Here is a 23,115-nt window from a genome sequence, read left to right on the forward strand (position 1 = left end):
TGTTTGCAGCCGTACTGGCCCTGCTGGCCAGTACGGTTTTTGCATTGGAATTCCGTTCGGTCAAGGAAACCGGCGTCGCGCTGTACGAGGCGCCCAACCTTGCCGCCAAGAAACTGTTCGTGGTCAGCCGCTACTACCCGGTGGAAGTGCTGGTGACACAGAAGGACTGGGCGCGGGTGCGTGACGCCACCGGCGGCATCGCCTGGATCCCGGCGGCGGCGCTGTCGACGCGGCAGATGCTGCTGGTCACCGCCGAGCAGCTGCCGGTGCGTGCTGCGCCGGCGGAAAGCGCGGCCGTGCTGTACCAGGCCGGCAAGGATCTGGCGCTGGAGCTCTTGGAGCCGCCGCAAAGCGGCTGGGTCAAGGTACGTCATCGCGACAATACCGTGGGTTATGCCCGCATTGCCGGCCTGTGGGGGCTGTAAGGAACACGATGAAAATAGCCGTACTTGGTGCCGGTGCCTGGGGCACGGCGCTGGCGTTCGCGTTTTGCCGCCAGCATCATGTCACGCTGTGGGGCCGCAACGCCGAGCAGATGATCGACATGCAGGCCACGCGCCTGAACCGGCGCTACCTGCCGGAGTGCCCGTTCCCGGCCGATCTGCACCTGTCCGCCGACCTGTCCGAGGCGGTGGTCGGGGTCGATCTGGTACTGGTGGTGACGCCGATCGCCGGCTTGCGGCCAACCTTGCGCGAGCTCGCGCGGCTGAAGGTGGATGCGCCGCTGCTGTGGGCGTGCAAGGGCTTCGAGGCCGGCTCCAGCCTGCTGCCGCACCAGGTGGTGGCCGAGGAATTTCCCCATCTCAAGAGCGTCGGCGTGCTGTCCGGCCCCAGCTTTGCCCGCGAAGTGGCGCAGGGGCTGCCGGCGGCGGTGACGCTGGCGTCGGAAAACTACGCCTTTGCCCGCGACTACGCGCGCGAGCTGCACAGCCCGCTGCTGCGCATCTACGCCAATGACGATCTGGTCGGCGTGGAAGTCGGCGGTGCGGTGAAAAACGTGATGGCGATCGCCACCGGCGTCGCCGACGGCCTCGGCTTCGGCATGAACGCGCGCGCGGCGCTGATTACCCGCGGCCTCGCCGAAATCACCCGCCTGGCAGTGGCGCTGGGCGGCAGCCAGCAGAGCATGATGGGCTTGTCCGGCGTTGGCGACCTGCTGCTGACCTGCACCGGCGCACTGTCGCGCAACCGTCAGGTCGGTCTCAAGCTGGCGGAGGGCAAGTCGCTGGACACCATCCTCGCCGAGCTGGGCCACGTCGCCGAAGGGGTGCCGACCGCGCGTGAGGTGCTGAAGATGGCGGAACGGCTGCAGGTGGACATGCCGATCACCGCCGCGGTGTGCGAGCTGCTCTATCACCAGGCCACGCCGCAGCACGTGGTGGAGCGCCTGCTCGGACGCTCGCCCAAGCCGGAGTTTCACGCCCCCGGCGCCTAAACCGTTGCTACGCAGCAAGCGCAACATCCTCACCGGCAGCCTGGCGCTGCCGGTTTTCACGTCTGCACTGGTCTAGCGCGGCAGGGTGGAGTAGCGTTCCACCAGCTTCTGCCGCAGCTCGGCGAAGTTGAAGTCGTCGTCTTCGTGGCGCAGCCGCTGCGCGTAGTCGATGCGATCGTCGCCATCCACCAGCCACAGCGCCGGGCAGGTCATGCCGGCCAGCGGCACATCCTGGATCAGCACGCCGAAGTGCTTGTGGAAGTCGCGTCCGCGCAGGGTGGAGAGCAGCACCGCGTAGGGCAGGCCGTGCGCCTGGCGCGCGCGGGCGAGGCTGAACGGTGAGTCGACGGTGATCACGATCAGCTGCAGCTGCGGCCACGGCTCCAGCTGGCGGCGCAATTCCTGCAGCAGCGCCAGCCCGGCCTTGGGCGCGTCCAGCGACAGCAGGGTCACCACCAGCTTGTCGTGGCCGAGAAAACGCTCCAGCGACACATCGCGCAGCTGTTCGTCGACCAGCATGAAGCTGGGCAGGGTCTCGCCCGCCTGCGGGAAACGGCCTTCTACCGCCAGCCATTCGTCGGCATAGCGGAAATGGGTGTGGGTCATGGTCTGCTCCTGGTTGTTTCTTCATGGTGGAACAGAACATGCGAAAAGCAAGCGCGGGGTGGTGAGCTTATGAAAAAAGCCGGTGACCGGCAGCGTGATGGCTGCGGGCACCGGCTTTAGCGCCAGGCGGGGTCAGGGGTAGTAGAAGTGCAGGCTGTAGCCCAGCGCCTTGGCGTCGCGGACTTCCATGCGGGTGACAATCTTCAGCTCGCTGCTGGCGTTGAAGCGGCCCAGCTTGAGGTCGTCGGCGGACAGGTACTGTTCCGGTTTCAGCGTCTTGCGAATCAGCACGCGGTCCTCGCCATCCTTCAGCGACACCTCCATCAGCGGGAAGGCCTGCGGATAGGGGGCCAGGTTCTTCAGGGTGGCGTCCAGCTGGATCAGGTGCTCGTGCTGCGGCACGAACGACAGCTCGGACCACTCGGTGCGGATCAGCTGGCGCTGGGTCGGCAGCGGCACCTCGCAGCCGAGCGACTGGCACAGCGACTCGAAGGCGGGGCGCAGTTCCGGCAGCTCGGCGCTGACCGCGGTGCGGTTGATGAAGGCCAGCTGCAACAGCAGCAGCAGCACGCCGATGACGCCGAGCAGGCCGAAGGCGGTGGCGCGCAGCCAGCTGCCATCGCCGGTGCTTGCGGTGTCGCTTTCTTCTGCGTCGTGGTTGCTGGCGGCCGGCGCCGGCACGTCGTCGTCCAGGTCGGCGGCGGAAATCGGTGGCAGCGGGCTGTCCGTGTGCTCTGTGTCGTACTGTGCGGCCAACCTTTGCTGACGGTTGGGTGCCGGCGTTGTGGGTGCCGGCGGTTCGTCGATCAGTGCCACCGGCTCACTGGCACGGCTGGCCGGAGTCTGCAGCGCTTCGGCCAGCGCGCGCTGGAAGGCGGCGATGTCCTGCTGCGGCTCGGCGGCCGGGGTGTCGTCTTGCCGGGGCGGGGTATCCAGGTCCTGCCACGACAGCGGCTGTTCCGGTTCCGGCAGCAGGTCGAAGTCGGGCAGATCCAGTGCCGCCTCAGGCCCGGGGGTGGCGGCTACCGCTGCCGCGCGCGGCTCGGCGCTGGCGGCAAGGTTGGCCGCATCCCGCTCCGGATGAAAGTCCGGCAGCTCCAGCTCGAAGTCGTCGTCGGGCACCGTTTCGAGGCGATTGCTGGCCGCATTAGCCGGGGTGCTGATGACCGGCGGCGCCTCGGCGACTGTCGGCGCCTGCTCGAAATGGCTGGGTGCGTGGAAGACATGGCTACAGCGCCCGCAGCGCACCATGCCGGCAGCAAGGGCGAGGTGGGCATCGGAGACCTTGAAGCGGGTCTGGCAGGCGGGGCACTGTGTGGTGTAGCTCATGGTTCAGCCGCGTTTCACGCCGGAAAGGCGGGTCCAGCCGTCGTCGAACACCGGCGCGTCCATGTCGAACCATTGGCTGTAGATCGCCGCCAGTTCTTCGGCCTGTTCCTGCAGGATGCCGGACAGCACGATGCGGCCACCGGCACGCACATGGCCAGCCAGCAGGCCGCCGAGCAGACGCAGCGGATTGGCCAGAATGTTGGCGACCACGACATCGTACTCGCCCGGCAGCAGGCTGTCGGGCAGGCCGAAGTCGGCGCTGACGTCATTCTGCGCGGCGTTGTCGATGCTGGCGCGCACCGCTTGGGCATCGATGTCGATACCGCGGGTGGCGCCGGCGCCCAGCTTCAGCGCGGCAATGGCGAGGATGCCGGAGCCGCAGCCGTAGTCGAGCACCGTTTCGCCGCCCTTGATCTGTTCATCCAGCCACTGCAGGCACAGGCGGGTGGTCGGGTGGCTGCCGGTACCGAAGGCGAGGCCCGGGTCCAGCTGCAGGTTGATCGCCGCCGGATCCGGCGACTGGTGCCAGGTCGGGGTGATCCACAGTCGCGACGAAATGCGGATCGGGTCGAACTGGCTTTGCGTCAGGCGCACCCAGTCCTGTTCCTCGACGCGGCCAACCTCGTACTGCGGCAGCGGCAGGCCGCACTTGAGCGCGGCCATGGCGACCATGGCGGCGACGTCGGCGTCCTCGGCAAACAGGCAGTTGATCAGGCTGTGTTGCCACATCTGGTCAACCGGCTCGCCCGGTTCGCCGAAAATCGGCTGCTCTTCGGCGGTGCCGGCCAGCGCGTCCTCGATGGTGGCGGACAGGGCGCCGACCTCCATCAGGACGTCGGCGAAGCGCTCGGCTACCGCCGAGTCAGCTTGAATGGTGGCTTGCAGCCATGCCATAGAATTAACTGCCTTTCTTCAACTGCGCCAGACGTTCTTCCAGGTAGTGAATGCTGGTGCTGCCTTTTTGGAAGGCGGCATCGAGGAACAGTTCCTGGTGCAGCGGGATATTGGTTTTGATGCCGGTGATGGCCATTTCCGACAGCGCGACGCGCATGCGCGCCATCGCCTGATCGCGGGTATCGCCGTAGGCAATCAGTTTACCCACCATCGAATCGTAATGCGACGGCACGGTATAGCCCTGGTAGATGTGCGAATCGATGCGGATGCCCGGGCCGCCGGCCGGATGGTAGCTCTCGATCTTGCCTGGTGACGGCACGAAGGTGAACGGGTCTTCGGCGTTGATGCGGCATTCCATGGCGTGGCCACGGAAGTGGATGTCCTTCTGCTTGAAACGCAGCGGCAGGCCGGCGGCGATGCGGATCTGTTCCTGCACGATGTCGATGCCGGTGATCAGCTCCGATACCGGATGCTCCACCTGCACGCGGGTGTTCATCTCGATGAAGTAGAACTCGCCGTTTTCGTACAGGAATTCAAAGGTACCGGCGCCGCGGTAGCCGATACGGCGGCAGGCGTCGGCGCAGGCTTCGCCGATGCGCTTGCGCTGCTCGGCGGTGATGCCCGGTGCCGGTGCTTCTTCGATGATCTTCTGGTGACGGCGCTGCATCGAGCAGTCGCGCTCGCCCAGATGCACGGCGTTGCCGTGCTGGTCGGACAGTACCTGGATCTCGATGTGGCGCGGCTGCTCCAGGAACTTTTCCATGTACACGGTCGGGTTGCCGAAGGCGGCACCGGCTTCGGTACGGGTCATGTTCACCGAGTTGATCAGTGCGGCTTCGGTGTGCACCACGCGCATGCCGCGACCGCCACCACCGCCGGAGGCCTTGATGATCACCGGGAAGCCGATCTTGCGGGCGATCTTGGTGATTTCAGCCGGATCATCCGGCAGGGCACCGGCGACGCCGGGCACCGTTGGTACGCCGGCTTCGATCATTGCCTGCTTGGCGGACACCTTGTCGCCCATCAGACGGATGGTCTCCGAGCGCGGGCCGATGAACACGAAGCCGGACTGCTCGACGCGTTCGGCAAAGTCGGCGTTTTCCGACAGGAAACCGTAGCCGGGGTGGATCGCCTGCGCGTCGGTGACTTCAGCCGCAGCGATCAGCGCCGGTACGTTCAGGTAGCTGAGGGTTGAGGAGGCCGGGCCGATGCAGACCGATTCGTCGGCCAGCTTCACGTATTTGGCTTCGCGGTCGGCCTCGGAGTGCACCACCACGGTCTTGATGCCCATTTCGCGGCAGGCGCGCTGGATGCGCAGGGCGATTTCGCCGCGGTTTGCAATCAGGATCTTTTCAAACATGTATTTCTCCACTGCAGGGCGCGCGCCGGTGTGCGATCTGGACCGGGCGCCGTGCGCAGGCTGGGGTTTTTCCCGTAAACGGTGCGTCAAACAACAAGGGCACTGACCAGACTGGCGTGCCCTGTGTTCAGCATGTCGTGCGGCAGGCTGCTTATTCGATGATGAACATCGGCTCGCCGAACTCGACCGGCTGGCCTTCTTCGATCAGGATGGCTTTCACCACGCCGGCGCGCTCGGCCTCGATCTCGTTCATCAGCTTCATCGCTTCGATGATGCACAGCGTGTCGCCGACATTGACCTGCTGGCCAACCTCAACGAACGGGGTCGATTGCGGGCTAGGGCGACGGTAGAAGGTGCCGACCATCGGCGACTTGACGGTGCCGGGGTTGTTGGCCACTGATACCACGGCCGGTGCTTCGGCGGCGGCCGGCGCGGCGGCTGGTGCGGCGTGCTGCGGCACCTGCATGGTCATCGGCTGTGCGTAGTGCACGGTGCTGTTCGGGGAAACGCGGGTAATGCGGACTTTTTCTTCGCCTTCGGTCACTTCCAGTTCGGCAATGCCGGACTCTTCGACCAGATCAATCAGCTTTTTCAGTTTGCGCAGGTCCATGGTTTTCCTTCTTTAGGTATTCGGGTGTTTATGCCGGCTGTGCCAGACGCTTGATCGCGTGGGCCAGGGCCAGCTCGTAGCCGTGTGCGCCCAGACCGCAAATGACGCCGATCGCCAGATCCGAGAAATAGGAATGGTGGCGGAAGGCTTCGCGGGCGTGGACGTTCGACAGGTGAACTTCGATGAACGGTACCTTGACACCGGCCAGGGCATCGCGCAGGGCGACGCTGGTATGGGTGAATGCGGCCGGATTGATGATGACCAGATCGGTGCCGTCACCGAGACAGGCGTGGATGCGGTCGATCAGTACGGACTCGGCGTTGCTTTGCAGCGAATCCAGTTCAATACCGGCCGCAGCGGCCTGTTCCTGCAGACGACGGTTGATGTCGTCCAGTGTGTCCCGGCCATAATGCTGTGGCTCGCGCAGTCCGAGGAGATTCAGATTGGGGCCGTGCAGCACAAGGATTTTTCGGGTCAAGGTAGCAGTCTCGATTTTGATATGGGCGCGAGTTTGCCGCAATTGTCAGCACGATGTCCAGTATTTGCAGTATTTCAAACGCGCGTTTGCTTTTTGCGGTGGCGGAAAATTGTGCTGGTTTGGAGTAAAAACCCCAGCGCCGGTTCCCGCGACACGGCAGCTTGCCGCCTTGTCGCCGGCGATGACTTGATCTGGGGCAAGTGATGCCACCGGCGGAACGCTGTGCGGCAAACGCGCTCGAAAGGTATAATCCGCCGGTTTCCTTGAAGATGCCTGTCATGCTTGTTTCCGATTTCGATTACCACCTGCCCGAACACCTGATTGCCCAGCATCCGCCGGCCGAACGCGGCGGCAGCCGTCTGCTGCGCGTCAACGGGCGGGTGTTGCAGGATGATCACTTTGCCGCTATCGCCGACGCCCTCGACGCCGGCGACGTGCTGGTCTTCAACGATACCCGCGTGATCAAGGCGCGCCTGTTTGGCGAGAAGGCCAGCGGCGGCAAGATCGAGGCGCTGGTGGAGCGGGTGCTGAACGAGCACGAGGTGCTGGCGCACGTGCGCGCCAGCAAGTCGCCGAAACCGGGCACGCGGCTGGTGTTTGCCGGCCGCTGGCAGGCGGAGATGGTCGAGCGCGCCGGCGAGCTGTTCAAGCTGCGCTTTCTGGATGCGGCCAACGTGTTCGACATCCTCGATGCCTCCGGCAAGCTGCCGCTGCCTCCTTATATCGAGCGCGACACCGACGGCGACGACGACGAGCGCTACCAGACGGTGTACGCACGGGAGAAGGGCGCGGTGGCGGCGCCGACCGCCGGCCTGCACTTCACCGACGCCATGCTGCAGACGCTGCGCGACAAGGGCGTGATCCTGTGCAGCGTGACGCTGCACGTCGGCGCCGGCACCTTCCAGCCGGTGCGGGTGGAGAACATCGCCGAGCACAAGATGCACAGCGAGATCTACGACATCCCGCAGGCGACGGTGGACGCCATCGACGCGGCACACAAGGTTGGCCGCAAGGTGCTGGCGGTGGGTACCACCAGCATGCGCGCACTGGAATCGGCGGCACGGCCGGATGGCGTGTTGCGCGCCGGTCGCGGCGAGACCGACATCTTCATCACACCCGGCTACCGTTTCAATGTGGTGGACAAGCTGCTGACCAATTTCCACCTGCCCAAATCCACGCTGCTGATGCTGGTGTCGGCGTTTGCCGGTTACGAGGAAATGCGCGCCGCCTATGCCCACGCGGTGGCGCAGGAGTACCGTTTCTTCAGCTATGGCGATGCCATGCTGCTAACCCGCAAGGAGTGATGCCATGAGCGGACTGAGCCCGGACAGCGCCCGCCCGGTGGAGATCAAGCTGCACAGCGTGTCGAAAAAGCTGGAGATCAGCTTCGACGACGGTGCCAGCTTCCAGCTGCCGGCCGAGTACCTGCGCGTCTATTCGCCGTCGGCGGAAGTGCGCGGCCACGGTGTCGGCAACGAAACGCTGCAGACCGGCAAGATGCACGTCGGCATCACCGCGCTGGAGCCGGTCGGCCACTACGCGTTGAAGATCACCTTTGATGACGGCCACGACAGCGGGCTGTATAGCTGGGCCTACTTATATGAGCTGGGCGTCAAGCACGACCAGTACTGGCAGGATTATCTGAATCGGCTCGCCGCTGCCGGCGCGCTCAGGGAGTAAACATGGACAAGCAGACGCACTTTGGTTTCAAGACCGTCGACGAGAGCGAAAAGGCGGACAAGGTCGCCGAGGTGTTCCACTCGGTGGCACAGAAGTACGACGTGATGAACGACCTGATGTCCGGTGGCCTGCACCGGGTGTGGAAGCACTTCACGCTGACCACCTCCGGCGTGCGCGCCGGTGACAAGGTGCTGGACATCGCCGGCGGTACCGGCGATCTCGCCCGCGGCTGGGCCAAGCGTGTCGGCAAGAGCGGCGAAGTGTGGCTGACCGACATCAACAGCTCGATGCTGACCGTCGGCCGCGACCGGCTGCTGGACGAGGGCATGATCCTGCCGGTGTCGCTGGCCGACGCCGAGAAGCTGCCGTTCCCCGACAACTATTTCAACGCGGTGTCGGTGGCCTTCGGCCTGCGCAACATGACGCACAAGGATGCGGCGCTGAAGGAAATGTGCCGCGTGCTGAAGCCGGGCGGCAAGCTGTTCGTGCTGGAATTCTCCAAGGTGTGGAAGCCGCTGTCGCCGTTTTACGACTTCTATTCCTTCAAGGCGCTGCCGGTGATGGGCAAGCTGGTGGCCGGCGATGCCGACAGCTACCAGTACCTGGCCGAATCCATCCGCATGCACCCGGACCAGGAAACACTGAAGCAGATGATGCTGGACGCCGGCTTCGGCCGCGTCGACTACCACAACATGACCGGCGGCGTGGTCGCGCTGCACAAGGGCGTGAAGTTCTGATGCCGGACGAGCTGGCCGCCCTCAACGCCACCCTCGGCATCGACGTGCAAACGTTGGCCGCACGCGGCCTGGTGCCGTTCGCCGAGGCGGACACGCTGGTGGTGGCGGAGCGCAATGCCAGCGGCCGCGAGTTCGAACTGACGCCGGCAGCCGCCGGCGCGTGGCTGGCGATGCGCGACGCCGCTGCCGCGGACGGGGTGACATTGCAGCTGGTGTCGGCCTATCGCAGCATCGCGCGCCAGCACGAGATCGTCGCCGCCAAGCTGGCGCGTGGTCAGAGCCTGGACGCCATCCTGCAGGTCAGCGCCGCGCCCGGTTTCAGCGAGCATCATACCGGCCGCGCCGTCGATATCGGCACCCCGGATTCGCCGGCGCTGGAAGAAGCATTCGAGCAGACGCCGGCCTTCGCCTGGCTGCAGGCCAATGCCGGCCGCTTCGGCTTCGTGCTGAGCTTCCCGCGCGACAACGCCTGCGGCTATCTGTACGAGCCGTGGCACTGGTGCTACCAGCAGGTGACGACATGAATCCGTGGCTGATGCTGGCGCTGGCGATCGGCACCGAGGTGATCGCCACCAGCTCGCTGAAGCTGGCCGCCGGTTTCACCAAACCGCTGCCGTCGCTGCTGGTGGTGCTCGGCTACATCGCCTCGTTCTGGCTGCTGTCGCAAGTGCTGCTCAGGCTCGATCTCGGCGTGGTGTACGCGATCTGGTGCGGGGTCGGCATCGCGGTTGTGGCGACGGTGGGCGTGCTGCTGTTCGGCGAGAGCCTGTCGCCGCTGCGTATCGCCGGGCTGCTGGCGATCATGATCGGCACCATCTTGTTGAGTTTGTCGGGCAAAGGACATTAATGATGCGTATCCGCGTGGCGGCTTTCAATCATCTGCTGAACCAGCATCCGGCGCAGCGTGCCGAGCTGGCGCAGTTCGCCGGGCGCCGCATCGGCATCGTGCTGCCGCCGCTGGACGTGCACGGCGTGGTCACCGAAGAGGGCTGGCTGGCGGTGTGCGAGGGCGGCGCCGAAGCCACCCTGCGCCTGAAACACGGCGTGGCGCTGGCGCAGCTGTCCGGCCGCGCGCCGGACCTGGCCGACGTGCTGCTGGAAGGCGATACCGAACTGGCGGCCAACGTTGGCCGCATCGTGCGCCAGCTGAAGTGGGACGCCACCGAAGACCTGTCGCGCGTGGTCGGCGACATCGCCGCGCAGCGGCTGCAGGGCTTTGCCCGCGGCCTGTTCGGCATCAAGGGCGAGATCGGCGGCCGCCTGCTGGACAACTGGCTGGAACACCTGCGCGAGGAAAGCCCGCTGCTGGCGCGCAAGGATAGCGTCGAGCAGTTCGTGCGCGCGGTGGATACCCTGCGCGACGACGCCGAGCGGCTGGAAAAACGCCTCGCCCATCTCGAAGCCCTGGCGCAAGCCAGCAACCGGAACTGACCTCCCTCATCATGCGCATTGCCCGTTTTAGCAAAATCGTTGCCACCTTTTACCGTTTCGGTCTCGACGAATTCTTTGCCGGCCGCGCGCGCGTCGGTTTCATCCACCGCCTGTGCCAGCTGACGCCGCTGCCGCGCGATCTGTCGGCGCCGTTGCCGCAGCGGGTGCGGCTGGCGCTGGAAGCGCTGGGGCCGATCTTCGTCAAGTTCGGCCAGGTGTTGTCTACCCGCCGTGACCTGCTGCCGGAGGCGTACGCCGACGCGCTGGCCCATCTGCAGGACAATGTGCAGGCCTTCGACGGCGCCATCTCGCACCAGGTGATCGAGCGCAATCTGGGCCAGCCGGTGGCGGCGCTGTACGCCGAATTCGACGACGTGCCGGTGGCCAGTGCCTCGGTGGCGCAGGTGCACCGCGCGCGGCTGCACGGAACGGACGGCAAGCCGGGGCGCGCGGTGGCGGTGAAGGTGCTGCGTCCGGGCATCCTGCCGGTGATTGAGCAGGACCTGGCGCTGATGCGGCTGCTGGCGCGGCTGGTAGAGCGCTTTCTGCCGGACGGCAAGCGGCTGAAACCGCTGGAAGTGGTGGCCGAATTCGACCGCCACCTGCACGACGAGCTGGACCTGATGCACGAGGCCGGTAACGCCAGCCAGTTGCGCCGCAATTTCACCGGCTCCGACATGCTGCTGGTGCCGGAGGTGTTCTACGACTACTCGGCGCGCGAGGTGCTGACGCTGGAGTGGATGGACGGCATTCCGGTGGGGCAGATCGAGCGCCTGCGCGCCGCCGGCGTCGACCTGAAAAAACTCAGCCGCTTCGGCGTCGAGATCTTCTTCACCCAGGTGTTCCGCCACGGCTTCTTCCACGCCGACATGCACCCCGGCAATATTTTCGTCGCCGACGACGGCCGCTATATCGCGCTCGATTTCGGCATCGTCGGCAGCCTCACCGAGTCCGACAAGCACTACCTGGCGGTGAACTTCCTCGCCTTCTTCAACCGTGACTACCACCGCGTCGCCACCGCGCACATCGAATCCGGCTGGGTGCCGAAAGACACCCGCGCCGAGGAACTGGAAGCGGCGGTGCGCACGGTGTGCGAGCCGATCTTCGACAAGCCCTTGTCGCAGATCTCCTTCGGCCTGGTGCTCTTGCGCCTGTTCGAGACCAGCCGCCGCTTCAACGTCGAGATCCAGCCGCAGCTGGTGCTGCTGCAGAAGACGCTGCTCAACATCGAGGGCCTCGGTCGCCAGCTCGATCCCGATCTCGACCTGTGGGATACCGCCAAACCGTTCCTCACCAAGTGGATGAACGAGCAGATCGGCTGGCGCGGCCTGCTGCGCACGCTGAAGAACGAGGCGCCGGAGTGGGCGACCACGCTGCCGGCGATCCCGCGCAAGCTGAACGAGGCGCTGTCCGGCAAGGGTAGCGAGCTGGCGGTGCAGGGCTACATCCAGCTGATGCGCGAGCAGAAAACGCAGAATTTCATGCTGAAGCTGATCGCGCTGCTGCTCGCCGCACTGCTGCTGCGCGACTGGCTGTAACACGATCCGTCGCGTCTATATATAAGCCGCCTGCGGGCGGCTTTTTTGCGGCCAACGTTGGCCGCAGGCTTGACCTTGCGAATTAAATATATAAAAATATATAACGTAAATTATTTAATCGTAAGAGGGCAAGTATGAGTCACAACTATCAGGAGCTGACCGCCGCGCTGTCGGCCAAGCTGGCCGAATTCCGCAAGGAAATGCCGGACACCATGCGCGGCTTCGGCCAGATGAGCAAAAGCGCGCACAGCGACGGGGCACTCGACAACAAGACCAAGGAGCTGATCGCGCTGGCCATTGGCATCGCCGGCCGCTGCCAAGGCTGCCTCGCCTTTCACGGCAAGGCGCTGGTGGAGCTGGGCTGCACGCGCGCGCAATTCATGGAGATGCTGCAGGTGGCGGTGTACATGGGGGGCGGGCCGTCGCTGATGACGGCGGCGGAGGCGCTGCTGGCCTACGAGAGCTTCGGCGGCGAACGCGCCAGCTGACAATGGTGACGGGGTGGCAGGCTGGCTTGCGGCCAAGCTTGCGGGCTTCAGCTCATCAGCCGAGTCCAGCCCCACAGCAGCAGGGCGGCGGCCAGCAGCCAGGCGAGGGTGGCCAGCAGTAGCGTCGGCACCAGCGCGGTGCGGGTGCTGAGCCAGTACACCGCCAGCAGGTACAGCGCGTAGGGCAGCAGCGACCACAGCCCGAACAGCGCGGTGCGCTGCAGGGCCTGTGCGTCGCGCTCGCTGCCGACGATGTAGTGCGCGATCAGCGCGAAGGTGGGAAACAGCGGCACCAGGCCGGCAATATAAAAGGCGCGCGACTGCGACAGCAGCGCGATCAGCAGGACCGCCAGTGCGCCGAGGCTGCACTTGGCGAACAGCGCCAGCATCAGTCCTGCAGCAGCGCGGCGACCACGCCGCGGCCTTCGGCCAGCAGGATGTTATAGGTACGGCACAGCGCGGCGGTGTCCATCACCTCGACACCGATGCCGGCATTGGTCAGCGCCGCGTACAGCTTCGGGTGCGGAAAACGCAGCTTGCTGCCGGTACCCAGCAGCACCAGTTCCGGCTGCTTGGCCAGCACCGCGGCAAAGTCGGCGTCGCTGAAATCCTCGAAGCGGGCCGGGCGCCACGGCGTGATGCTGTCGGCGGTGACGATCAGGCTGCCCTCGTGGCGCACCTTGTTGATCTCGACATGGCCGGCGCCGGAGGCGGTGAACAGGTTGGATCCGGCGGTGTTGGCTTCGTGAAGTTTCATGATGTCATCCTGGCGTGAGAAGCTGGTGCAGTGCACCACGTATTGGGATAGGATTATACCTTGCCCGCAAGCGGTGCATGCCCTGCATTGCGCTTGCGACATATCGTGAACCGACCCCCAGCCAGTGGTAACAGTGCCCATGCAGCCTATCCAGAAATCACAAAAACTTGCCAACGTCTGCTATGACATTCGCGGCCCGGTGCTTGAGCACGCCAAGCGCATGGAAGAAGAAGGTCATCGCATCATCAAGCTCAATATCGGCAATCCGGCGCCATTCGGCTTTTTCGCCCCGGACGAGATCATCGAAGACGTGATCGCCAATTTGCAGAATGCGTCCGGCTATTGTGATTCCAAGGGCCTGTTCGCCGCGCGCAAGGCGATCATGCACTATGCGCAGCAAAAGCATATTCCCAACGTCGGCATGGAAGACATCTACATCGGCAACGGCGTGTCCGAGCTGATCGTGATGGCGATGCAGGCCTTGCTCGACAACGGCGACGAGGTACTGGTGCCGGCGCCGGACTATCCGCTGTGGACCGCTGCGGTGAGCCTCGCCGGCGGCCGCCCGGTGCACTACCTGTGCGACGAGGCCGAGGGCTGGCTGCCGTCGATCGCCGACATCCGCGCCAAGATCACGCCGCGCACCAAGGCGCTGGTGGTGATCAACCCCAACAACCCGACCGGCGCGCTGTACCCGGATCACATCCTGCAGCAACTGGTCGAGGTCGCCCGCGAGTTCGGTCTCATCCTCTACGCCGACGAAATCTACGACAAGGTGTTGTACGACGGCGCCACCCACACCTCCATCGCCTCGCTGGCGCCGGACCTGCTGGTGTGCACCTTCAACGGCCTGTCCAAGAACTACCGCGCCTGTGGCTACCGTGCCGGCTGGATGATCCTCGCCGGCGAAAAGCGCCACGCCAAGGACTATATCGAGGGCCTCAACATGCTGGCCTCAATGCGGCTGTGCGCCAACGTGCCGGCGCAGTACGCGATCCAGACCGCGCTGGGCGGCTACCAGAGCATCGACGATCTGGTGGCGCCGGGCGGGCGCCTGGCGCGACAGCGCGATCTGGCCTGGGAGCTGCTGACCGCGATTCCCGGCGTGACTTGCGTCAAGCCGCAGGGCGCGCTGTACCTGTTCCCGCGGCTGGACCCGGCGGTGTATCCGATCGAGGACGACCAGCAGTTCATCCTGGAACTGCTGCAGCAGGAGCGGGTGTTGCTGGTGCAGGGCAGCGGCTTCAACTGGGTTGCCCCCGATCACTTCCGCGTGGTATTCCTGCCTAATAGCGACGACCTGACCGAGGCCATTGGCCGTATCGCGCGTTTTCTGGAAAACTACCGCAAACAACACGGTACCGCCTGATCGTGATGCAAAGGGGAGCCGCGGGCTCCCCTTTTTTGCACGCGGCAGGACGCCCAGTACGGCTAATCAAGGTTGGCCGCACTGGACGCCTTGCGCCAGGGACAAATCAATAACACTTTGGAGTTCAGCATGAAACCGATCAACATTGGTCTGATGGGAGTGGGGACAGTCGGTGGCGGTACCGCCACCGTATTGAAGCGCAACGCGGAAGAGATCAGCCGCCGGGCCGGACGCGAGATCCGCCTGTTCATGGCTGCCAACCGCGATCTGGCGCGCGCGCGCGAGGTCGTCGGCGACGGCGTGCCGCTGGTCGATGATGCCTTCCAGGTGGTCAACCATCCGGAAGTCGACATCGTGGTCGAGCTGATCGGCGGCGACACCATCGCCAAGGAGCTGGTGCTCAAGGCCATCGACAACGGCAAGCACGTGGTCACCGCCAACAAGAAGCTCTTGGCGATGCACGGCAACGAGATCTTTGCCCGCGCCCAGGAAAAGGGCGTGATGGTGGCGTTCGAGGCCGCGGTGGCCGGCGGCATCCCGATCATCAAGGCGCTGCGTGAAGGCCTGTCCGCCAACCGAATCGAGTGGCTGGCCGGCATCATCAACGGCACTTCCAACTTCATCCTGTCGGAAATGCGCGAAAAAGGCGCCGATTTCGGCGACGTGCTGAAAGAGGCGCAGGCGCTGGGCTATGCCGAAGCGGATCCGACCTTCGACGTGGAAGGCCACGACGCCGGTCACAAGCTGACCATCATGGCGGCGATCGCGTTCGGCATCCCGATGAACTTCGACAACTGTTATCTGGAAGGCATCAGCCAGCTGGAAGGCAAGGACATCCAGTACGCGGAAGAACTGGGTTACCGCGTCAAGCTGCTGGGCCTGACCCGCCGCACCGCCGCCGGTGTCGAGCTGCGCGTGCACCCGACGCTGATCCCGGAAGACCAGCTGATCGCCAACGTCAACGGCGTGATGAACGCGGTGCTGGTGCGTGGCGATGCCATCGGCCAGGCGCTGTTCAACGGCCCGGGCGCCGGTGCGCTGCCGACGGCGTCGGCGGTGGTGGCCGACATCGTCGATGTGGCGCGCCTGTTGACCTCCGATCCGGAACACCGCGTGCCGCATCTCGCGTTCCAGCCGGACCAGCTGCAGAACCTGCCGATCCTGCCGATGGGCGAAGTGGTCAGCAGCTACTACCTGCGCATCCAGGCCGCCGACCGCGCCGGGGTGATGGCCGACATCACCCGCCTGCTGGCGGAGAACAACATCTCGATCGAAGCGCTGATCCAGAAGGGCTCCGCCACCGACGGTTCCGCCGAGATCGTGATCCTGACCCACCGCGTGGTGGAGAAGTCCGCCAACAAGGCGATCGCCGCCATCGAGGCGCTGGACAGCGTCGCCGGCAAGGTGGTGCGCCTGCGCATGGAAGAGTTGAATGGCTAAGTGTGGCTGGCTGCTGTTGCTGCTGCCGGCGCTGGCTTGCGCCGGCAACGGCGCCAGTGGCAGCGCTGGCGCGATCCCGCGCCAGCCGGTGATACAGCTGCTGACCTCCGCCTGTCTGGCCAAGGCCGGGCAGGAGCCGCTGCTGAAAAGCCTGCTCAGCAGCCCGGCGGCGGCCAGCGCCTACTGCGGTTGCGCCGGCGAGCGCATCGTCAGCGGCCTCAGCGACGACGAATTGCTGGATGCAGTCAGCAAGGGCAAGGGCGTGGCGCAGGACCCGGTGTGGAAACGGCGCCTGCTCAATGTCGGACTGCAATGTCTGGATCAACTGGTTAAATAAACAACATGCGATACATCAGCACCCGTGGCGGCATGGCGCCGCTTGAATTCTCCGACACCATCCTGATGGGGCTGGCCCCGGACGGCGGTCTGGCACTGCCGGAAAGCTATCCGCAGATCAGCCGCGCACAGCTGGACGCCTGGCGTGGTCTGTCCTACGCCGACCTCGCCTTCGAGATCATCAGCCTGTTCGCCACCGACATTCCGGCCGCCGACCTCAAGGACATCCTCGACCGCACCTACACCGCCAAGGTGTACGGTAGCGCGGCGATCACCCCGGTGAAGCGTCTTCACGACGGCCTGGTGATCCTGGAACTGTCCAACGGCCCGACGCTGGCGTTCAAGGATATGGCGATGCAGTTCCTCGGCAACCTGTTCGAGTACGTGCTGGCGAAAAAGGGCGAGCAGCTCAACATCCTCGGCGCCACTTCCGGCGACACCGGCTCCGCCGCCGAGTACGCGATGCGCGGCAAGCAGAACATCAACGTGTTCATGCTCAGCCCGGACGGCCTGATGAGCCCGTTCCAGCGCGCGCAGATGTACAGCCTGCAGGATGCCAACATCCACAACATTGCCATCCGTGGCATGTTCGACGATTGCCAGGACATCGTGAAGGCGGTGCAGAACGATCATGCCTTCAAGGCCAAGTACAAGGTCGGTACCGTCAACTCCATCAACTGGGCGCGCATCGTGGCGCAGGTGGTGTACTACTTCAAGGGCTACTTCAACGCCACCGCCAGCAACGACGAACAGGTCAGCTTCTGCGTGCCGTCCGGCAACTTCGGCAACATCTGCGCCGGTCACATCGCGCGCCAGATGGGGCTGCCGGTACAGCGCCTGATCGTGGCCACCAACGAAAACGACGTGCTGGACGAGTTCTTCAGCAGCGGCAAGTACGCGCCGCGCGGCACCGCCAACACCTGGGTCACCTCCAGCCCGTCGATGGACATCTCCAAGGCGTCCAACTTCGAGCGTTTCATCTTCGATCTGGTCGGCCGTGACGGCGCGCAGGTCAAGGCGCTGTGGGCGCAGGTGGACAGCGGCAACGGTTTCGACCTTGCGGCCAACCTTGGCGCGGTGCGCGAGCAGTTCGGCTTCGTGTCCGGCAAGAGTACGCACGCCGACCGCCTGGCCACCATCCGCGCCGTCGATGCCGAGGACGGCGTGGTGGTGGACACCCACACAGCCGACGGCATCAAGGTGGCACGTGAAGTGCGTCTGCCGGGCGAAACCGTCGTCTGCCTGGAAACGGCGCTGCCGGCCAAGTTCGCCGACACCATCCACGAGGCGCTGGGGCGCGACGCCCCGCGTCCGGACGGCTTCGAAGGCCTGGAAGACCTGCCGCAACGGGTGACGGTATTCGATGCCGACGCCGCGTCGGTGAAGACCTATATCGAGCAGACGCTGGCCTGATTCCGGCTGCGCCCGAAGCATCCAGCCCCCGCCATACGGCGGGGGCTTTTTGTTGCCCGGTGCGCGCCGCTGCTCTCAGCCGCGCGGACATCGGGCTAGCCGGCAATCGTTTTTGCATGCTCGGGTGGCGCGGGTACAATGGGCGGATGATGCGAAATCCATTGTTGTACGGCCTGCTGCTGCTCAGCCTGTTTGCCAGCGCCGCCGGGGTGCAGGATCTGCGCCAGCTGGAGCAGGTGGCAACGGCGTTTGCCGAGGCCGAGGCCGGTAGTGACGGCTTCCGCTACCAGGCCGGCAAGGCCGATCCGCGCTTGCGGCTGCCCGCTTGTGCGCAGCCGCCGACGGCCGGTTGGCCCGGCGGCCAGAAGCCGCCGTTCACGGCGCTGGAGCTGGCCTGTGCCGGACAGGGCTGGCGCATCCTGCTGCCGGTGACCGCCAGCCAGCTGAGCGTCGGCTACGTCACCACCCGGCAGTTGCGCGCCGGCGAGGTGCTGCAGCCGGGCGACATCAGGCTGATGCCGGTCAGCAACCGCGCACTGGCGCTGCAGGCGGTGCGCGATCCGGCGCTGATCGTGGGCAAGGCGCTACGCAGCACCCTGCCGGCCGGCAGCCTGCTGCGCGAAAGCCAGCTACGCCTGCCGCTGGTGATCAAGACCAACCAGCCGGTGCGGGTACTGGTGCAGGGCAGCGGCTTCGCCATCGGCAGTGATGCGGTGGCGCTGGGCAATGCCGCCGTCGGCGAACGGCTGAATGTGCGGGTACCGTCCGGCAAGGTGATCTCGGGTGTGGTGCAGGAAGATCTGAGCGTGCTGGTCGCGGCGCCCTGAAAAAATAGTCAAGTTTTTGCATTTTCAGGCGATAATGACTTCAGATTACAAAACTTTTTGTCGGGCGGGTGACATATGAAAATCGACAATTCGGGCAAGGTAGCGGCGGCTTATGGCGCGCCGGTACGTGCTGCCAAGAAGGAAGACGTGGCCACCACGGCGTCAGGCGCCACATCGCGTAGCGAAAGCGTAGCCATCAGCTCGCAGGGACTTGCCAAGGCGGCGCAAGCGGCCGAGGCTTTCGATGCGGACAAGGTTGCCGCCATCAAGGCTGCCATTGCCGCCGGCGAATTCAAGATCAATCCGGAAGCCATTGCCGACAGCCTGATCGCCAGCACGCGCGAGTTGCTGGCCGGCTGATAGCGGAAACGCGTGATGCCAAGCGAACTGTTCCTACAGCAGTGCCAGCAGGAAACGGCGGCACTGCATGCGCTATTGTCGCTGCTGGAAGAAGAGCAGCGCGCGATCGTGCGTTTTGACGCGCTGAAACTGGATGCCTGTGCCGTCAGCAAGCAGCAGCAACTGCAGCTGCTGCAGGACAGCAAGGCGCAGCGTCTTGCGCTGCTGGCCGCGCACCAGCTGGACGGCAAGACCGCCTTCCTCTCGTGGTTGTCCGCCGCCGAGCCGGCGCTGCAGCAAGCCTGGATGGCGCTGGAGCACGAGCTGGCCAAGGTGCAGGCGCTGAACGACAGCAATGCCGCGATGGCGGCGGAACGGATGACCTTTGCCACCGAGGCGCTGACCGCGCTGCGCGAGGAAGCCAAGGCCATCGACGGTTACGGCCGCGACGGCAACTTCGCCGCCACGCTGGCCGCGTCGCGCCGTCTGGGTTCTGCCTGACAGCGATTGTTGTTTTTGTGTTATCTTCCCTCGCGAGTTCATCTCTTGCGTCTGCGTTAATTCATGACCCTGATCTCCCTTATCGTTGCACTGGCTCTGGAACAATTGCGCCCCCTGGGTAACCGCAACCGGGTATGGCGCGTGTTTACCCGTTACGCCAACCATCTGGAACGCACGCTGAATGCCGGCTACAACCGGCACGGCGTACTGGCCTGGGTGGTGGCGGTGCTGCCGGTCGTGGCGGTGGTGATGGCGGTGTACTACGCGCTGTACCAGGCCAGCCCGCTGTTTGCCCTGCTGTGGAACATCCTGGTGCTGTACCTGACCATGGGCTTCCGTCATTTCTCGGGCTCGTTTTCCGAAATCGCGCTGGCACTGGGCGAGGGGCGGGATTTTGACGCACGCAAGGAACTGGCACGCTGGACCAACCAGCCAACCTCCGAGCTGTCGATCGAGGAAGTCTCGCGGCTGGCCATCGAGCAGGGCGTGCTGGACAGCTACCGCCACGTGTTCGGCACCATGTTCTGGTTCGTGCTGCTGCCCGGTCCGGCCGGTGCCGTGCTGTACCGTGCCACGCAGATGCTGGCGCAGAAGTGGGGCGCCCGCGACGACGACCTGTTCGGCCGTTTCTCGCGCCGTGCCGGTGAATGGCTGGACTGGATTCCGGTGCGTCTGACCGCGGCCAGCTTTGCGGTGATGGGCGATTTCGAGGACGCGGTGTACTGCTGGCGCTCGCAGGCCAAGACCTGGGGCAACTACGCGACCGGCATCCTGCTGGCCTCGGCGGCCGGCGCACTGGGCGTCAAGCTCGGCGATCCGCTGCGCCAGGACTACACCGTGAAATACCGCCCAGAACTGGGTGTCGGCGATGATGCCGATCCCAACTACCTGAAAAGCGCCGTCGGCCTGGTATGGCGTACCGTGCTGCTGTGGCTGTTCGTGGTATTGCTGATCAGCGTGATCTCATTCTTCGGCTGAACACAGCCTGTTGCTGCGCCGCCAGTGTTGGCGGCGCTTCGCTTTTTAATTGATTATTGAACAGGGGCCGGGGCGCAGCACAGCGCCAGCCCTGATGGAGTTCCCGACATGTCTTTTGCCGAACTGGGTCTATCGCCCGAAATCTTGCGGGCCGTAGATGAACTGGGGTACAGCGAAGCCACCCCGATCCAGGCCAAGGCGATTCCGCTGGTATTGTCCGGACGGGACCTGTTGGCCGCGGCGCAGACGGGTACCGGCAAGACGGCGGCCTTCCTGCTGCCGATCCTGGAGCGTCTGAAAAAATTTGCCAATCCCAGCGTGTCGCCGGCGATGCACCCGGTGCGCGCACTGATCCTGTCGCCGACGCGCGAGCTGGCCGACCAGATCGGCGTCAACGCCAAGGCCTACACCAAACACCTGCCGCTGCGCTGCACTACCATCTACGGTGGCGTGAACATGGATCCGCAGACGGCGGACCTGCGTCGCGGTATCGAAATCGTGATCGCCACCCCAGGCCGCCTGCTCGACCACATCCAGCAGAAAACCATCCAGCTGAACAAGGTCGACGTGCTGGTGCTGGACGAGGCCGACCGCATGCTGGACATGGGCTTTATCCAGGACATCCGCAAGATCATGTCGCTGCTGCCCAAGCAGCGCCAGACCCTGCTATTCTCCGCCACCTTCGCGCCGGAAATCAAAAGGTTGGCCGCAGACTTCATGCACGACCCGCAAACGGTGGAGGTGGCGCGCCAGAACTCCACCAATGCCCAGGTCGAGCAGCTGGTGTATGCCGTCGACAGCGGCCGCAAGCGCGCGCTGCTGTCGCACCTGATCCGCGAACGCGAGATGAGTCAGGTGATCGTGTTCTGCAAGACCAAGATTTCCGCCGACCAGCTGTCGCGCGACCTGAAGCGTGACGGCCACGCCGCCGAGGCGATCCACGGCGACAAGGCGCAGAGCGCACGCCTGGAAACGCTGAACAGCTTCAAGAGCGGCGAGGTGAAGGTGTTGGTGGCCACCGACGTGGCGGCGCGCGGTCTCGACATCTCCGAGCTGCCGTTCGTGGTCAACTACGAAATGCCGAACTCGCCGGAAGACTACGTGCACCGTATCGGTCGTACCGGCCGTGCCGGCGCCTCCGGGGTGGCGATTTCGCTGATGTCGCCGGACGAGGTCAAGCAGCACGAAGCTATCGAGAAACTGACCCGGCAGACGCTGCCGCCGCAGACTGTCAACGGTTTCGAGCGCCGCGATGCGTCGTCCGCCGCCGACAGCGGCTTTGGCAGCCGCAACGCCGGTCGCGAGCGCAGCGACGCGCGGCCAGTACGCGAACCGCGCGCCGAGCGGACGGAACGCAGCGAACGGCCGGAGCGCAGTGAGCGTCCCGAGCGCAGCGAACGCCCGGAACGCAGCGAGCGCCCGGAACGCAGCGAGCGTCCGGAGCGTACTGAACGTGCGCCGCGCGCGCCGCGTGACCTGCGCGATGCGGCCACCCGCAGCCGCGAGCAGCGCGACCCGCAGGAAGGCCTGAAAGTGGCGCGCGTTGGCGAGATCGGCGGTCGCATCCTGCCGCAGCGGCAGCGTGAAGTGCCGGCATTGTTGCTGCCGCCGCGCTACAAGGTGAACCAGGAGCGCTAAGCGCCTGTCCACGGTCTGCTGCGCTTCGGCGATACGGCGTTGAAAACGGCCTCGGAATGCCCATTGACCCCATGTCAACTCCGCTTCCTCAGCCGTTTTCGCCTTGTCTCGCTCTAGCTCACGAGATCGAGAACACGCTCTAAGCGCCGCGGTTCCGCCCCCACCCGCGCAAGCTGTATTGCGCGGGTTTGTTTTTCCGGCGCCTAGTCGGCGAGGGCGATCACCACCCGCTTGTTGCGTGCGCCCTTGCTTTCGATCTTTTTCACCAGCACGCGGCCGATTTCGCCGGTGCGGGCCACGTGGGTACCGCCACAAGGTTGCAGGTCGACGCCGTCGATCTCGATCAGGCGGATTTCCGGCAGGTGCAGCGGCGGGGTCACCGACATGGTCTTGATCAGCTCGGGTTGCGCCTGCAGCGCGGCGCCGCTGGTCATCTTGACGCTGACCGGCAGATCGCGCGCGATCAGCTCGTTGAGCGCCTGTTCGATGGGCTGCGGCTCCAGCTGCATGCCTTCGGGCAGGTCGAAGTCGAGACGGCCGCCGTCGGCGGTGAGGTTGCCGCCGGTGACGCCGGCCTTGATCACCACCGACAGCAGGTGCAGGCAGGTGTGCACCCGCATGTGGCGGTAGCGGCGTTCCCAGTCCAGGGTCAGCGTCAGCGGCGTGCCGGGCGCCAGCAGCGGCGCATCGGCGTCGAGCTGGTGCACGATGCGGCGGCTTTCCTTGTCGCGGCGGGTGTCGTGGACGGTCAGGCTGCGGCCGTCGGCCAGTGTCAGCGTGGCGCGGTCGCCGGGCTGGCCACCGCCCAGCGGGTAGCACAGGGTGTCGGCCAGCACCAGGCCGTGGGCGTCATGCTGCAGCACTCGGGTGTCCAGCGTGCGCTGGTAGGCGTCGAGATTGAATTGTTCGGACATGGTTTCCCCTGATGGTG

Annotated in this window: 28 protein-coding genes; 19 read left to right on the forward strand and 9 right to left on the reverse strand. The window is 65.2% G+C overall.

Annotated elements, in window-relative coordinates:
- The first annotated feature begins 44 nt into the window (after window positions 1–44).
- On the forward strand, window positions 45–425 hold the full coding sequence (locus NOM55_RS05610; protein ID WP_238377293.1) for an SH3 domain-containing protein: 381 nt from the start codon (window positions 45–47) through the stop codon (window positions 423–425).
- An 8-nt stretch (window positions 426–433) separates the two neighbouring features.
- The gene (locus NOM55_RS05615; protein WP_047966841.1) at window positions 434–1,435 is read left to right on the forward strand and encodes an NAD(P)H-dependent glycerol-3-phosphate dehydrogenase; all 1,002 of its coding nucleotides are present in this window, start codon (window positions 434–436) and stop codon (window positions 1,433–1,435) included.
- A gap of 72 nt (window positions 1,436–1,507) precedes the next feature.
- Here the strand turns inward: NOM55_RS05615 and NOM55_RS05620 are convergent, their stop codons facing one another.
- The 6 genes from NOM55_RS05620 to aroQ form a co-directional block, all read right to left on the reverse strand.
- Window positions 1,508–2,041 carry a redoxin family protein gene (locus NOM55_RS05620; RefSeq protein ID WP_255907824.1) on the reverse strand — a complete coding sequence of 178 codons (534 nt, stop codon included), beginning with the start codon at window positions 2,039–2,041 and terminating at the stop codon, window positions 1,508–1,510.
- 132 nt (window positions 2,042–2,173) lie between these two features.
- Window positions 2,174–3,370 carry a DUF3426 domain-containing protein gene (locus tag NOM55_RS05625; protein ID WP_255907825.1) on the reverse strand — a complete coding sequence of 399 codons (1,197 nt, stop codon included), beginning with the start codon at window positions 3,368–3,370 and terminating at the stop codon, window positions 2,174–2,176.
- Between the two features lie 3 nt (window positions 3,371–3,373).
- Window positions 3,374–4,264, reverse strand: a complete 891-nt coding sequence (gene prmA, locus NOM55_RS05630) for a 50S ribosomal protein L11 methyltransferase (RefSeq protein WP_255907826.1) — start codon at window positions 4,262–4,264, stop codon at window positions 3,374–3,376.
- Window positions 4,265–4,268: 4 nt separating this feature from the next.
- Window positions 4,269–5,624 (reverse strand): acetyl-CoA carboxylase biotin carboxylase subunit, encoded by a 1,356-nt coding sequence (gene accC, locus NOM55_RS05635; protein ID WP_120810555.1) that lies wholly within the window; start codon window positions 5,622–5,624, stop codon window positions 4,269–4,271.
- 151 nt (window positions 5,625–5,775) lie between these two features.
- Window positions 5,776–6,234, reverse strand: a complete 459-nt coding sequence (gene accB / locus NOM55_RS05640) for an acetyl-CoA carboxylase biotin carboxyl carrier protein (protein ID WP_047966836.1) — start codon at window positions 6,232–6,234, stop codon at window positions 5,776–5,778.
- A 28-nt stretch (window positions 6,235–6,262) separates the two neighbouring features.
- Window positions 6,263–6,712 carry a type II 3-dehydroquinate dehydratase gene (gene aroQ / locus NOM55_RS05645; RefSeq protein ID WP_047966835.1) on the reverse strand — a complete coding sequence of 150 codons (450 nt, stop codon included), beginning with the start codon at window positions 6,710–6,712 and terminating at the stop codon, window positions 6,263–6,265.
- A gap of 278 nt (window positions 6,713–6,990) precedes the next feature.
- On the opposite strand from aroQ, the gene queA reads away from it, so the two are divergent.
- The 8 genes from queA to NOM55_RS05685 all read left to right on the forward strand — a co-directional run bounded on the left by queA (window position 6,991) and on the right by NOM55_RS05685 (window position 12,586).
- Window positions 6,991–8,016, forward strand: coding sequence for a tRNA preQ1(34) S-adenosylmethionine ribosyltransferase-isomerase QueA (queA, locus tag NOM55_RS05650; RefSeq protein ID WP_047966834.1), 1,026 nt, complete (start codon window positions 6,991–6,993; stop codon window positions 8,014–8,016).
- A gap of 4 nt (window positions 8,017–8,020) precedes the next feature.
- Window positions 8,021–8,392: a gamma-butyrobetaine hydroxylase-like domain-containing protein gene (locus tag NOM55_RS05655; protein ID WP_047966833.1), complete on the forward strand. Its 372-nt coding sequence runs from the start codon at window positions 8,021–8,023 to the stop codon at window positions 8,390–8,392.
- A 2-nt stretch (window positions 8,393–8,394) separates the two neighbouring features.
- Window positions 8,395–9,129 (forward strand): bifunctional demethylmenaquinone methyltransferase/2-methoxy-6-polyprenyl-1,4-benzoquinol methylase UbiE, encoded by a 735-nt coding sequence (gene ubiE / locus NOM55_RS05660; RefSeq protein WP_047966832.1) that lies wholly within the window; start codon window positions 8,395–8,397, stop codon window positions 9,127–9,129.
- Window positions 9,129–9,653 (forward strand): D-alanyl-D-alanine carboxypeptidase family protein, encoded by a 525-nt coding sequence (locus NOM55_RS05665; protein WP_255907828.1) that lies wholly within the window; start codon window positions 9,129–9,131, stop codon window positions 9,651–9,653. Before ubiE ends, NOM55_RS05665 begins: the two co-directional genes overlap by 1 nt.
- On the forward strand, window positions 9,650–9,976 hold the full coding sequence (locus NOM55_RS05670) for a multidrug efflux SMR transporter (protein ID WP_047966830.1): 327 nt from the start codon (window positions 9,650–9,652) through the stop codon (window positions 9,974–9,976). Before NOM55_RS05665 ends, NOM55_RS05670 begins: the two co-directional genes overlap by 4 nt.
- The gene (locus NOM55_RS05675; protein WP_238377292.1) at window positions 9,976–10,560 is read left to right on the forward strand and encodes an SCP2 domain-containing protein; all 585 of its coding nucleotides are present in this window, start codon (window positions 9,976–9,978) and stop codon (window positions 10,558–10,560) included. The genes NOM55_RS05670 and NOM55_RS05675 overlap by 1 nt, the downstream gene beginning before the upstream one ends.
- Before the next feature lie 11 nt (window positions 10,561–10,571).
- Complete coding sequence (gene ubiB, locus NOM55_RS05680) at window positions 10,572–12,098, forward strand: ubiquinone biosynthesis regulatory protein kinase UbiB (protein WP_255907829.1); 1,527 nt, start codon at window positions 10,572–10,574, stop codon at window positions 12,096–12,098.
- A gap of 134 nt (window positions 12,099–12,232) precedes the next feature.
- A complete protein-coding gene (locus NOM55_RS05685; RefSeq protein WP_255907830.1) occupies window positions 12,233–12,586 on the forward strand; it encodes a carboxymuconolactone decarboxylase family protein in 354 nt (117 codons plus the stop codon).
- 47 nt (window positions 12,587–12,633) lie between these two features.
- Here NOM55_RS05685 and NOM55_RS05690 read toward each other — a convergent pair whose 3' ends face one another.
- Window positions 12,634–12,975, reverse strand: coding sequence for a GlpM family protein (locus NOM55_RS05690; protein WP_255907831.1), 342 nt, complete (start codon window positions 12,973–12,975; stop codon window positions 12,634–12,636).
- Window positions 12,975–13,343 carry an Mth938-like domain-containing protein gene (locus NOM55_RS05695; protein WP_255907832.1) on the reverse strand — a complete coding sequence of 123 codons (369 nt, stop codon included), beginning with the start codon at window positions 13,341–13,343 and terminating at the stop codon, window positions 12,975–12,977. Before NOM55_RS05695 ends, NOM55_RS05690 begins: the two co-directional genes overlap by 1 nt.
- Window positions 13,344–13,482: 139 nt before the next feature.
- Between NOM55_RS05695 and NOM55_RS05700 the strand changes: the two genes are divergently transcribed.
- From NOM55_RS05700 to NOM55_RS05740, 9 genes are all read left to right on the forward strand, one after another.
- Entirely contained in the window at window positions 13,483–14,712 is a 1,230-nt protein-coding gene (locus tag NOM55_RS05700) for a pyridoxal phosphate-dependent aminotransferase (RefSeq protein ID WP_255907833.1), read from the forward strand.
- Window positions 14,713–14,841: 129 nt separating this feature from the next.
- On the forward strand, window positions 14,842–16,152 hold the full coding sequence (locus tag NOM55_RS05705; RefSeq protein WP_047966895.1) for a homoserine dehydrogenase: 1,311 nt from the start codon (window positions 14,842–14,844) through the stop codon (window positions 16,150–16,152).
- Window positions 16,145–16,489, forward strand: a complete 345-nt coding sequence (locus NOM55_RS05710; protein ID WP_255907834.1) for a hypothetical protein — start codon at window positions 16,145–16,147, stop codon at window positions 16,487–16,489. The genes NOM55_RS05705 and NOM55_RS05710 overlap by 8 nt, the downstream gene beginning before the upstream one ends.
- 5 nt (window positions 16,490–16,494) lie before the next feature.
- Entirely contained in the window at window positions 16,495–17,901 is a 1,407-nt protein-coding gene (gene thrC, locus NOM55_RS05715) for a threonine synthase (protein ID WP_255907835.1), read from the forward strand.
- Window positions 17,902–18,047: 146 nt separating this feature from the next.
- Window positions 18,048–18,728 carry a flagellar basal body P-ring formation chaperone FlgA gene (gene flgA / locus NOM55_RS05720; RefSeq protein ID WP_255907836.1) on the forward strand — a complete coding sequence of 227 codons (681 nt, stop codon included), beginning with the start codon at window positions 18,048–18,050 and terminating at the stop codon, window positions 18,726–18,728.
- A 75-nt stretch (window positions 18,729–18,803) separates the two neighbouring features.
- Window positions 18,804–19,088 (forward strand): flagellar biosynthesis anti-sigma factor FlgM, encoded by a 285-nt coding sequence (gene flgM, locus NOM55_RS05725; RefSeq protein ID WP_047966822.1) that lies wholly within the window; start codon window positions 18,804–18,806, stop codon window positions 19,086–19,088.
- Between the two features lie 15 nt (window positions 19,089–19,103).
- A complete protein-coding gene (gene flgN, locus NOM55_RS05730; protein ID WP_047966821.1) occupies window positions 19,104–19,568 on the forward strand; it encodes a flagellar export chaperone FlgN in 465 nt (154 codons plus the stop codon).
- 63 nt (window positions 19,569–19,631) lie between these two features.
- Window positions 19,632–20,546, forward strand: coding sequence for a CobD/CbiB family protein (locus tag NOM55_RS05735; RefSeq protein ID WP_047966820.1), 915 nt, complete (start codon window positions 19,632–19,634; stop codon window positions 20,544–20,546).
- Between the two features lie 108 nt (window positions 20,547–20,654).
- Window positions 20,655–22,184 carry a DEAD/DEAH box helicase gene (locus NOM55_RS05740; protein ID WP_255907837.1) on the forward strand — a complete coding sequence of 510 codons (1,530 nt, stop codon included), beginning with the start codon at window positions 20,655–20,657 and terminating at the stop codon, window positions 22,182–22,184.
- A 203-nt stretch (window positions 22,185–22,387) separates the two neighbouring features.
- On the opposite strand, the gene NOM55_RS05745 is transcribed toward NOM55_RS05740, so the two are convergent.
- Window positions 22,388–23,098: an alanyl-tRNA editing protein gene (locus NOM55_RS05745; RefSeq protein ID WP_255907838.1), complete on the reverse strand. Its 711-nt coding sequence runs from the start codon at window positions 23,096–23,098 to the stop codon at window positions 22,388–22,390.
- Window positions 23,099–23,115 lie beyond the last annotated feature (17 nt).

This window comes from Vogesella sp. AC12, from assembly GCF_024437575.1.
In the GTDB taxonomy this organism is placed as follows: domain Bacteria; phylum Pseudomonadota; class Gammaproteobacteria; order Burkholderiales; family Chromobacteriaceae; genus Vogesella; species Vogesella indigofera.

Excerpts from the sequence above, each read along its gene's own strand:
- NOM55_RS05695 (WP_255907832.1), bottom strand. The coding sequence starts at position 13,343 with ATGAAACTTCACGAAGCCAACACCGCCGGATCCAACCTGTTCACCGCC.
- queA (WP_047966834.1), top strand. The coding sequence starts at position 6,991 with ATGCTTGTTTCCGATTTCGATTACCACCTGCCCGAACACCTGATTGCC.
- NOM55_RS05710 (WP_255907834.1), top strand. The coding sequence starts at position 16,145 with ATGGCTAAGTGTGGCTGGCTGCTGTTGCTGCTGCCGGCGCTGGCTTGC.
- NOM55_RS05625 (WP_255907825.1), bottom strand. The coding sequence starts at position 3,370 with ATGAGCTACACCACACAGTGCCCCGCCTGCCAGACCCGCTTCAAGGTC.
- accB (WP_047966836.1), bottom strand. The coding sequence starts at position 6,234 with ATGGACCTGCGCAAACTGAAAAAGCTGATTGATCTGGTCGAAGAGTCC.
- NOM55_RS05670 (WP_047966830.1), top strand. The coding sequence starts at position 9,650 with ATGAATCCGTGGCTGATGCTGGCGCTGGCGATCGGCACCGAGGTGATC.
- NOM55_RS05675 (WP_238377292.1), top strand. The coding sequence starts at position 9,976 with ATGATGCGTATCCGCGTGGCGGCTTTCAATCATCTGCTGAACCAGCAT.
- flgN (WP_047966821.1), top strand. The coding sequence starts at position 19,104 with ATGCCAAGCGAACTGTTCCTACAGCAGTGCCAGCAGGAAACGGCGGCA.
- NOM55_RS05655 (WP_047966833.1), top strand. The coding sequence starts at position 8,021 with ATGAGCGGACTGAGCCCGGACAGCGCCCGCCCGGTGGAGATCAAGCTG.
- flgM (WP_047966822.1), top strand. The coding sequence starts at position 18,804 with ATGAAAATCGACAATTCGGGCAAGGTAGCGGCGGCTTATGGCGCGCCG.
- thrC (WP_255907835.1), top strand. The coding sequence starts at position 16,495 with ATGCGATACATCAGCACCCGTGGCGGCATGGCGCCGCTTGAATTCTCC.
- NOM55_RS05615 (WP_047966841.1), top strand. The coding sequence starts at position 434 with ATGAAAATAGCCGTACTTGGTGCCGGTGCCTGGGGCACGGCGCTGGCG.
- NOM55_RS05620 (WP_255907824.1), bottom strand. The coding sequence starts at position 2,041 with ATGACCCACACCCATTTCCGCTATGCCGACGAATGGCTGGCGGTAGAA.
- NOM55_RS05705 (WP_047966895.1), top strand. The coding sequence starts at position 14,842 with ATGAAACCGATCAACATTGGTCTGATGGGAGTGGGGACAGTCGGTGGC.
- NOM55_RS05740 (WP_255907837.1), top strand. The coding sequence starts at position 20,655 with ATGTCTTTTGCCGAACTGGGTCTATCGCCCGAAATCTTGCGGGCCGTA.
- NOM55_RS05735 (WP_047966820.1), top strand. The coding sequence starts at position 19,632 with ATGACCCTGATCTCCCTTATCGTTGCACTGGCTCTGGAACAATTGCGC.
- flgA (WP_255907836.1), top strand. The coding sequence starts at position 18,048 with ATGATGCGAAATCCATTGTTGTACGGCCTGCTGCTGCTCAGCCTGTTT.
- NOM55_RS05665 (WP_255907828.1), top strand. The coding sequence starts at position 9,129 with ATGCCGGACGAGCTGGCCGCCCTCAACGCCACCCTCGGCATCGACGTG.
- NOM55_RS05685 (WP_255907830.1), top strand. The coding sequence starts at position 12,233 with ATGAGTCACAACTATCAGGAGCTGACCGCCGCGCTGTCGGCCAAGCTG.
- ubiB (WP_255907829.1), top strand. The coding sequence starts at position 10,572 with ATGCGCATTGCCCGTTTTAGCAAAATCGTTGCCACCTTTTACCGTTTC.
- NOM55_RS05690 (WP_255907831.1), bottom strand. The coding sequence starts at position 12,975 with ATGCTGGCGCTGTTCGCCAAGTGCAGCCTCGGCGCACTGGCGGTCCTG.
- accC (WP_120810555.1), bottom strand. The coding sequence starts at position 5,624 with ATGTTTGAAAAGATCCTGATTGCAAACCGCGGCGAAATCGCCCTGCGC.
- NOM55_RS05745 (WP_255907838.1), bottom strand. The coding sequence starts at position 23,098 with ATGTCCGAACAATTCAATCTCGACGCCTACCAGCGCACGCTGGACACC.
- NOM55_RS05700 (WP_255907833.1), top strand. The coding sequence starts at position 13,483 with ATGCAGCCTATCCAGAAATCACAAAAACTTGCCAACGTCTGCTATGAC.
- prmA (WP_255907826.1), bottom strand. The coding sequence starts at position 4,264 with ATGGCATGGCTGCAAGCCACCATTCAAGCTGACTCGGCGGTAGCCGAG.
- ubiE (WP_047966832.1), top strand. The coding sequence starts at position 8,395 with ATGGACAAGCAGACGCACTTTGGTTTCAAGACCGTCGACGAGAGCGAA.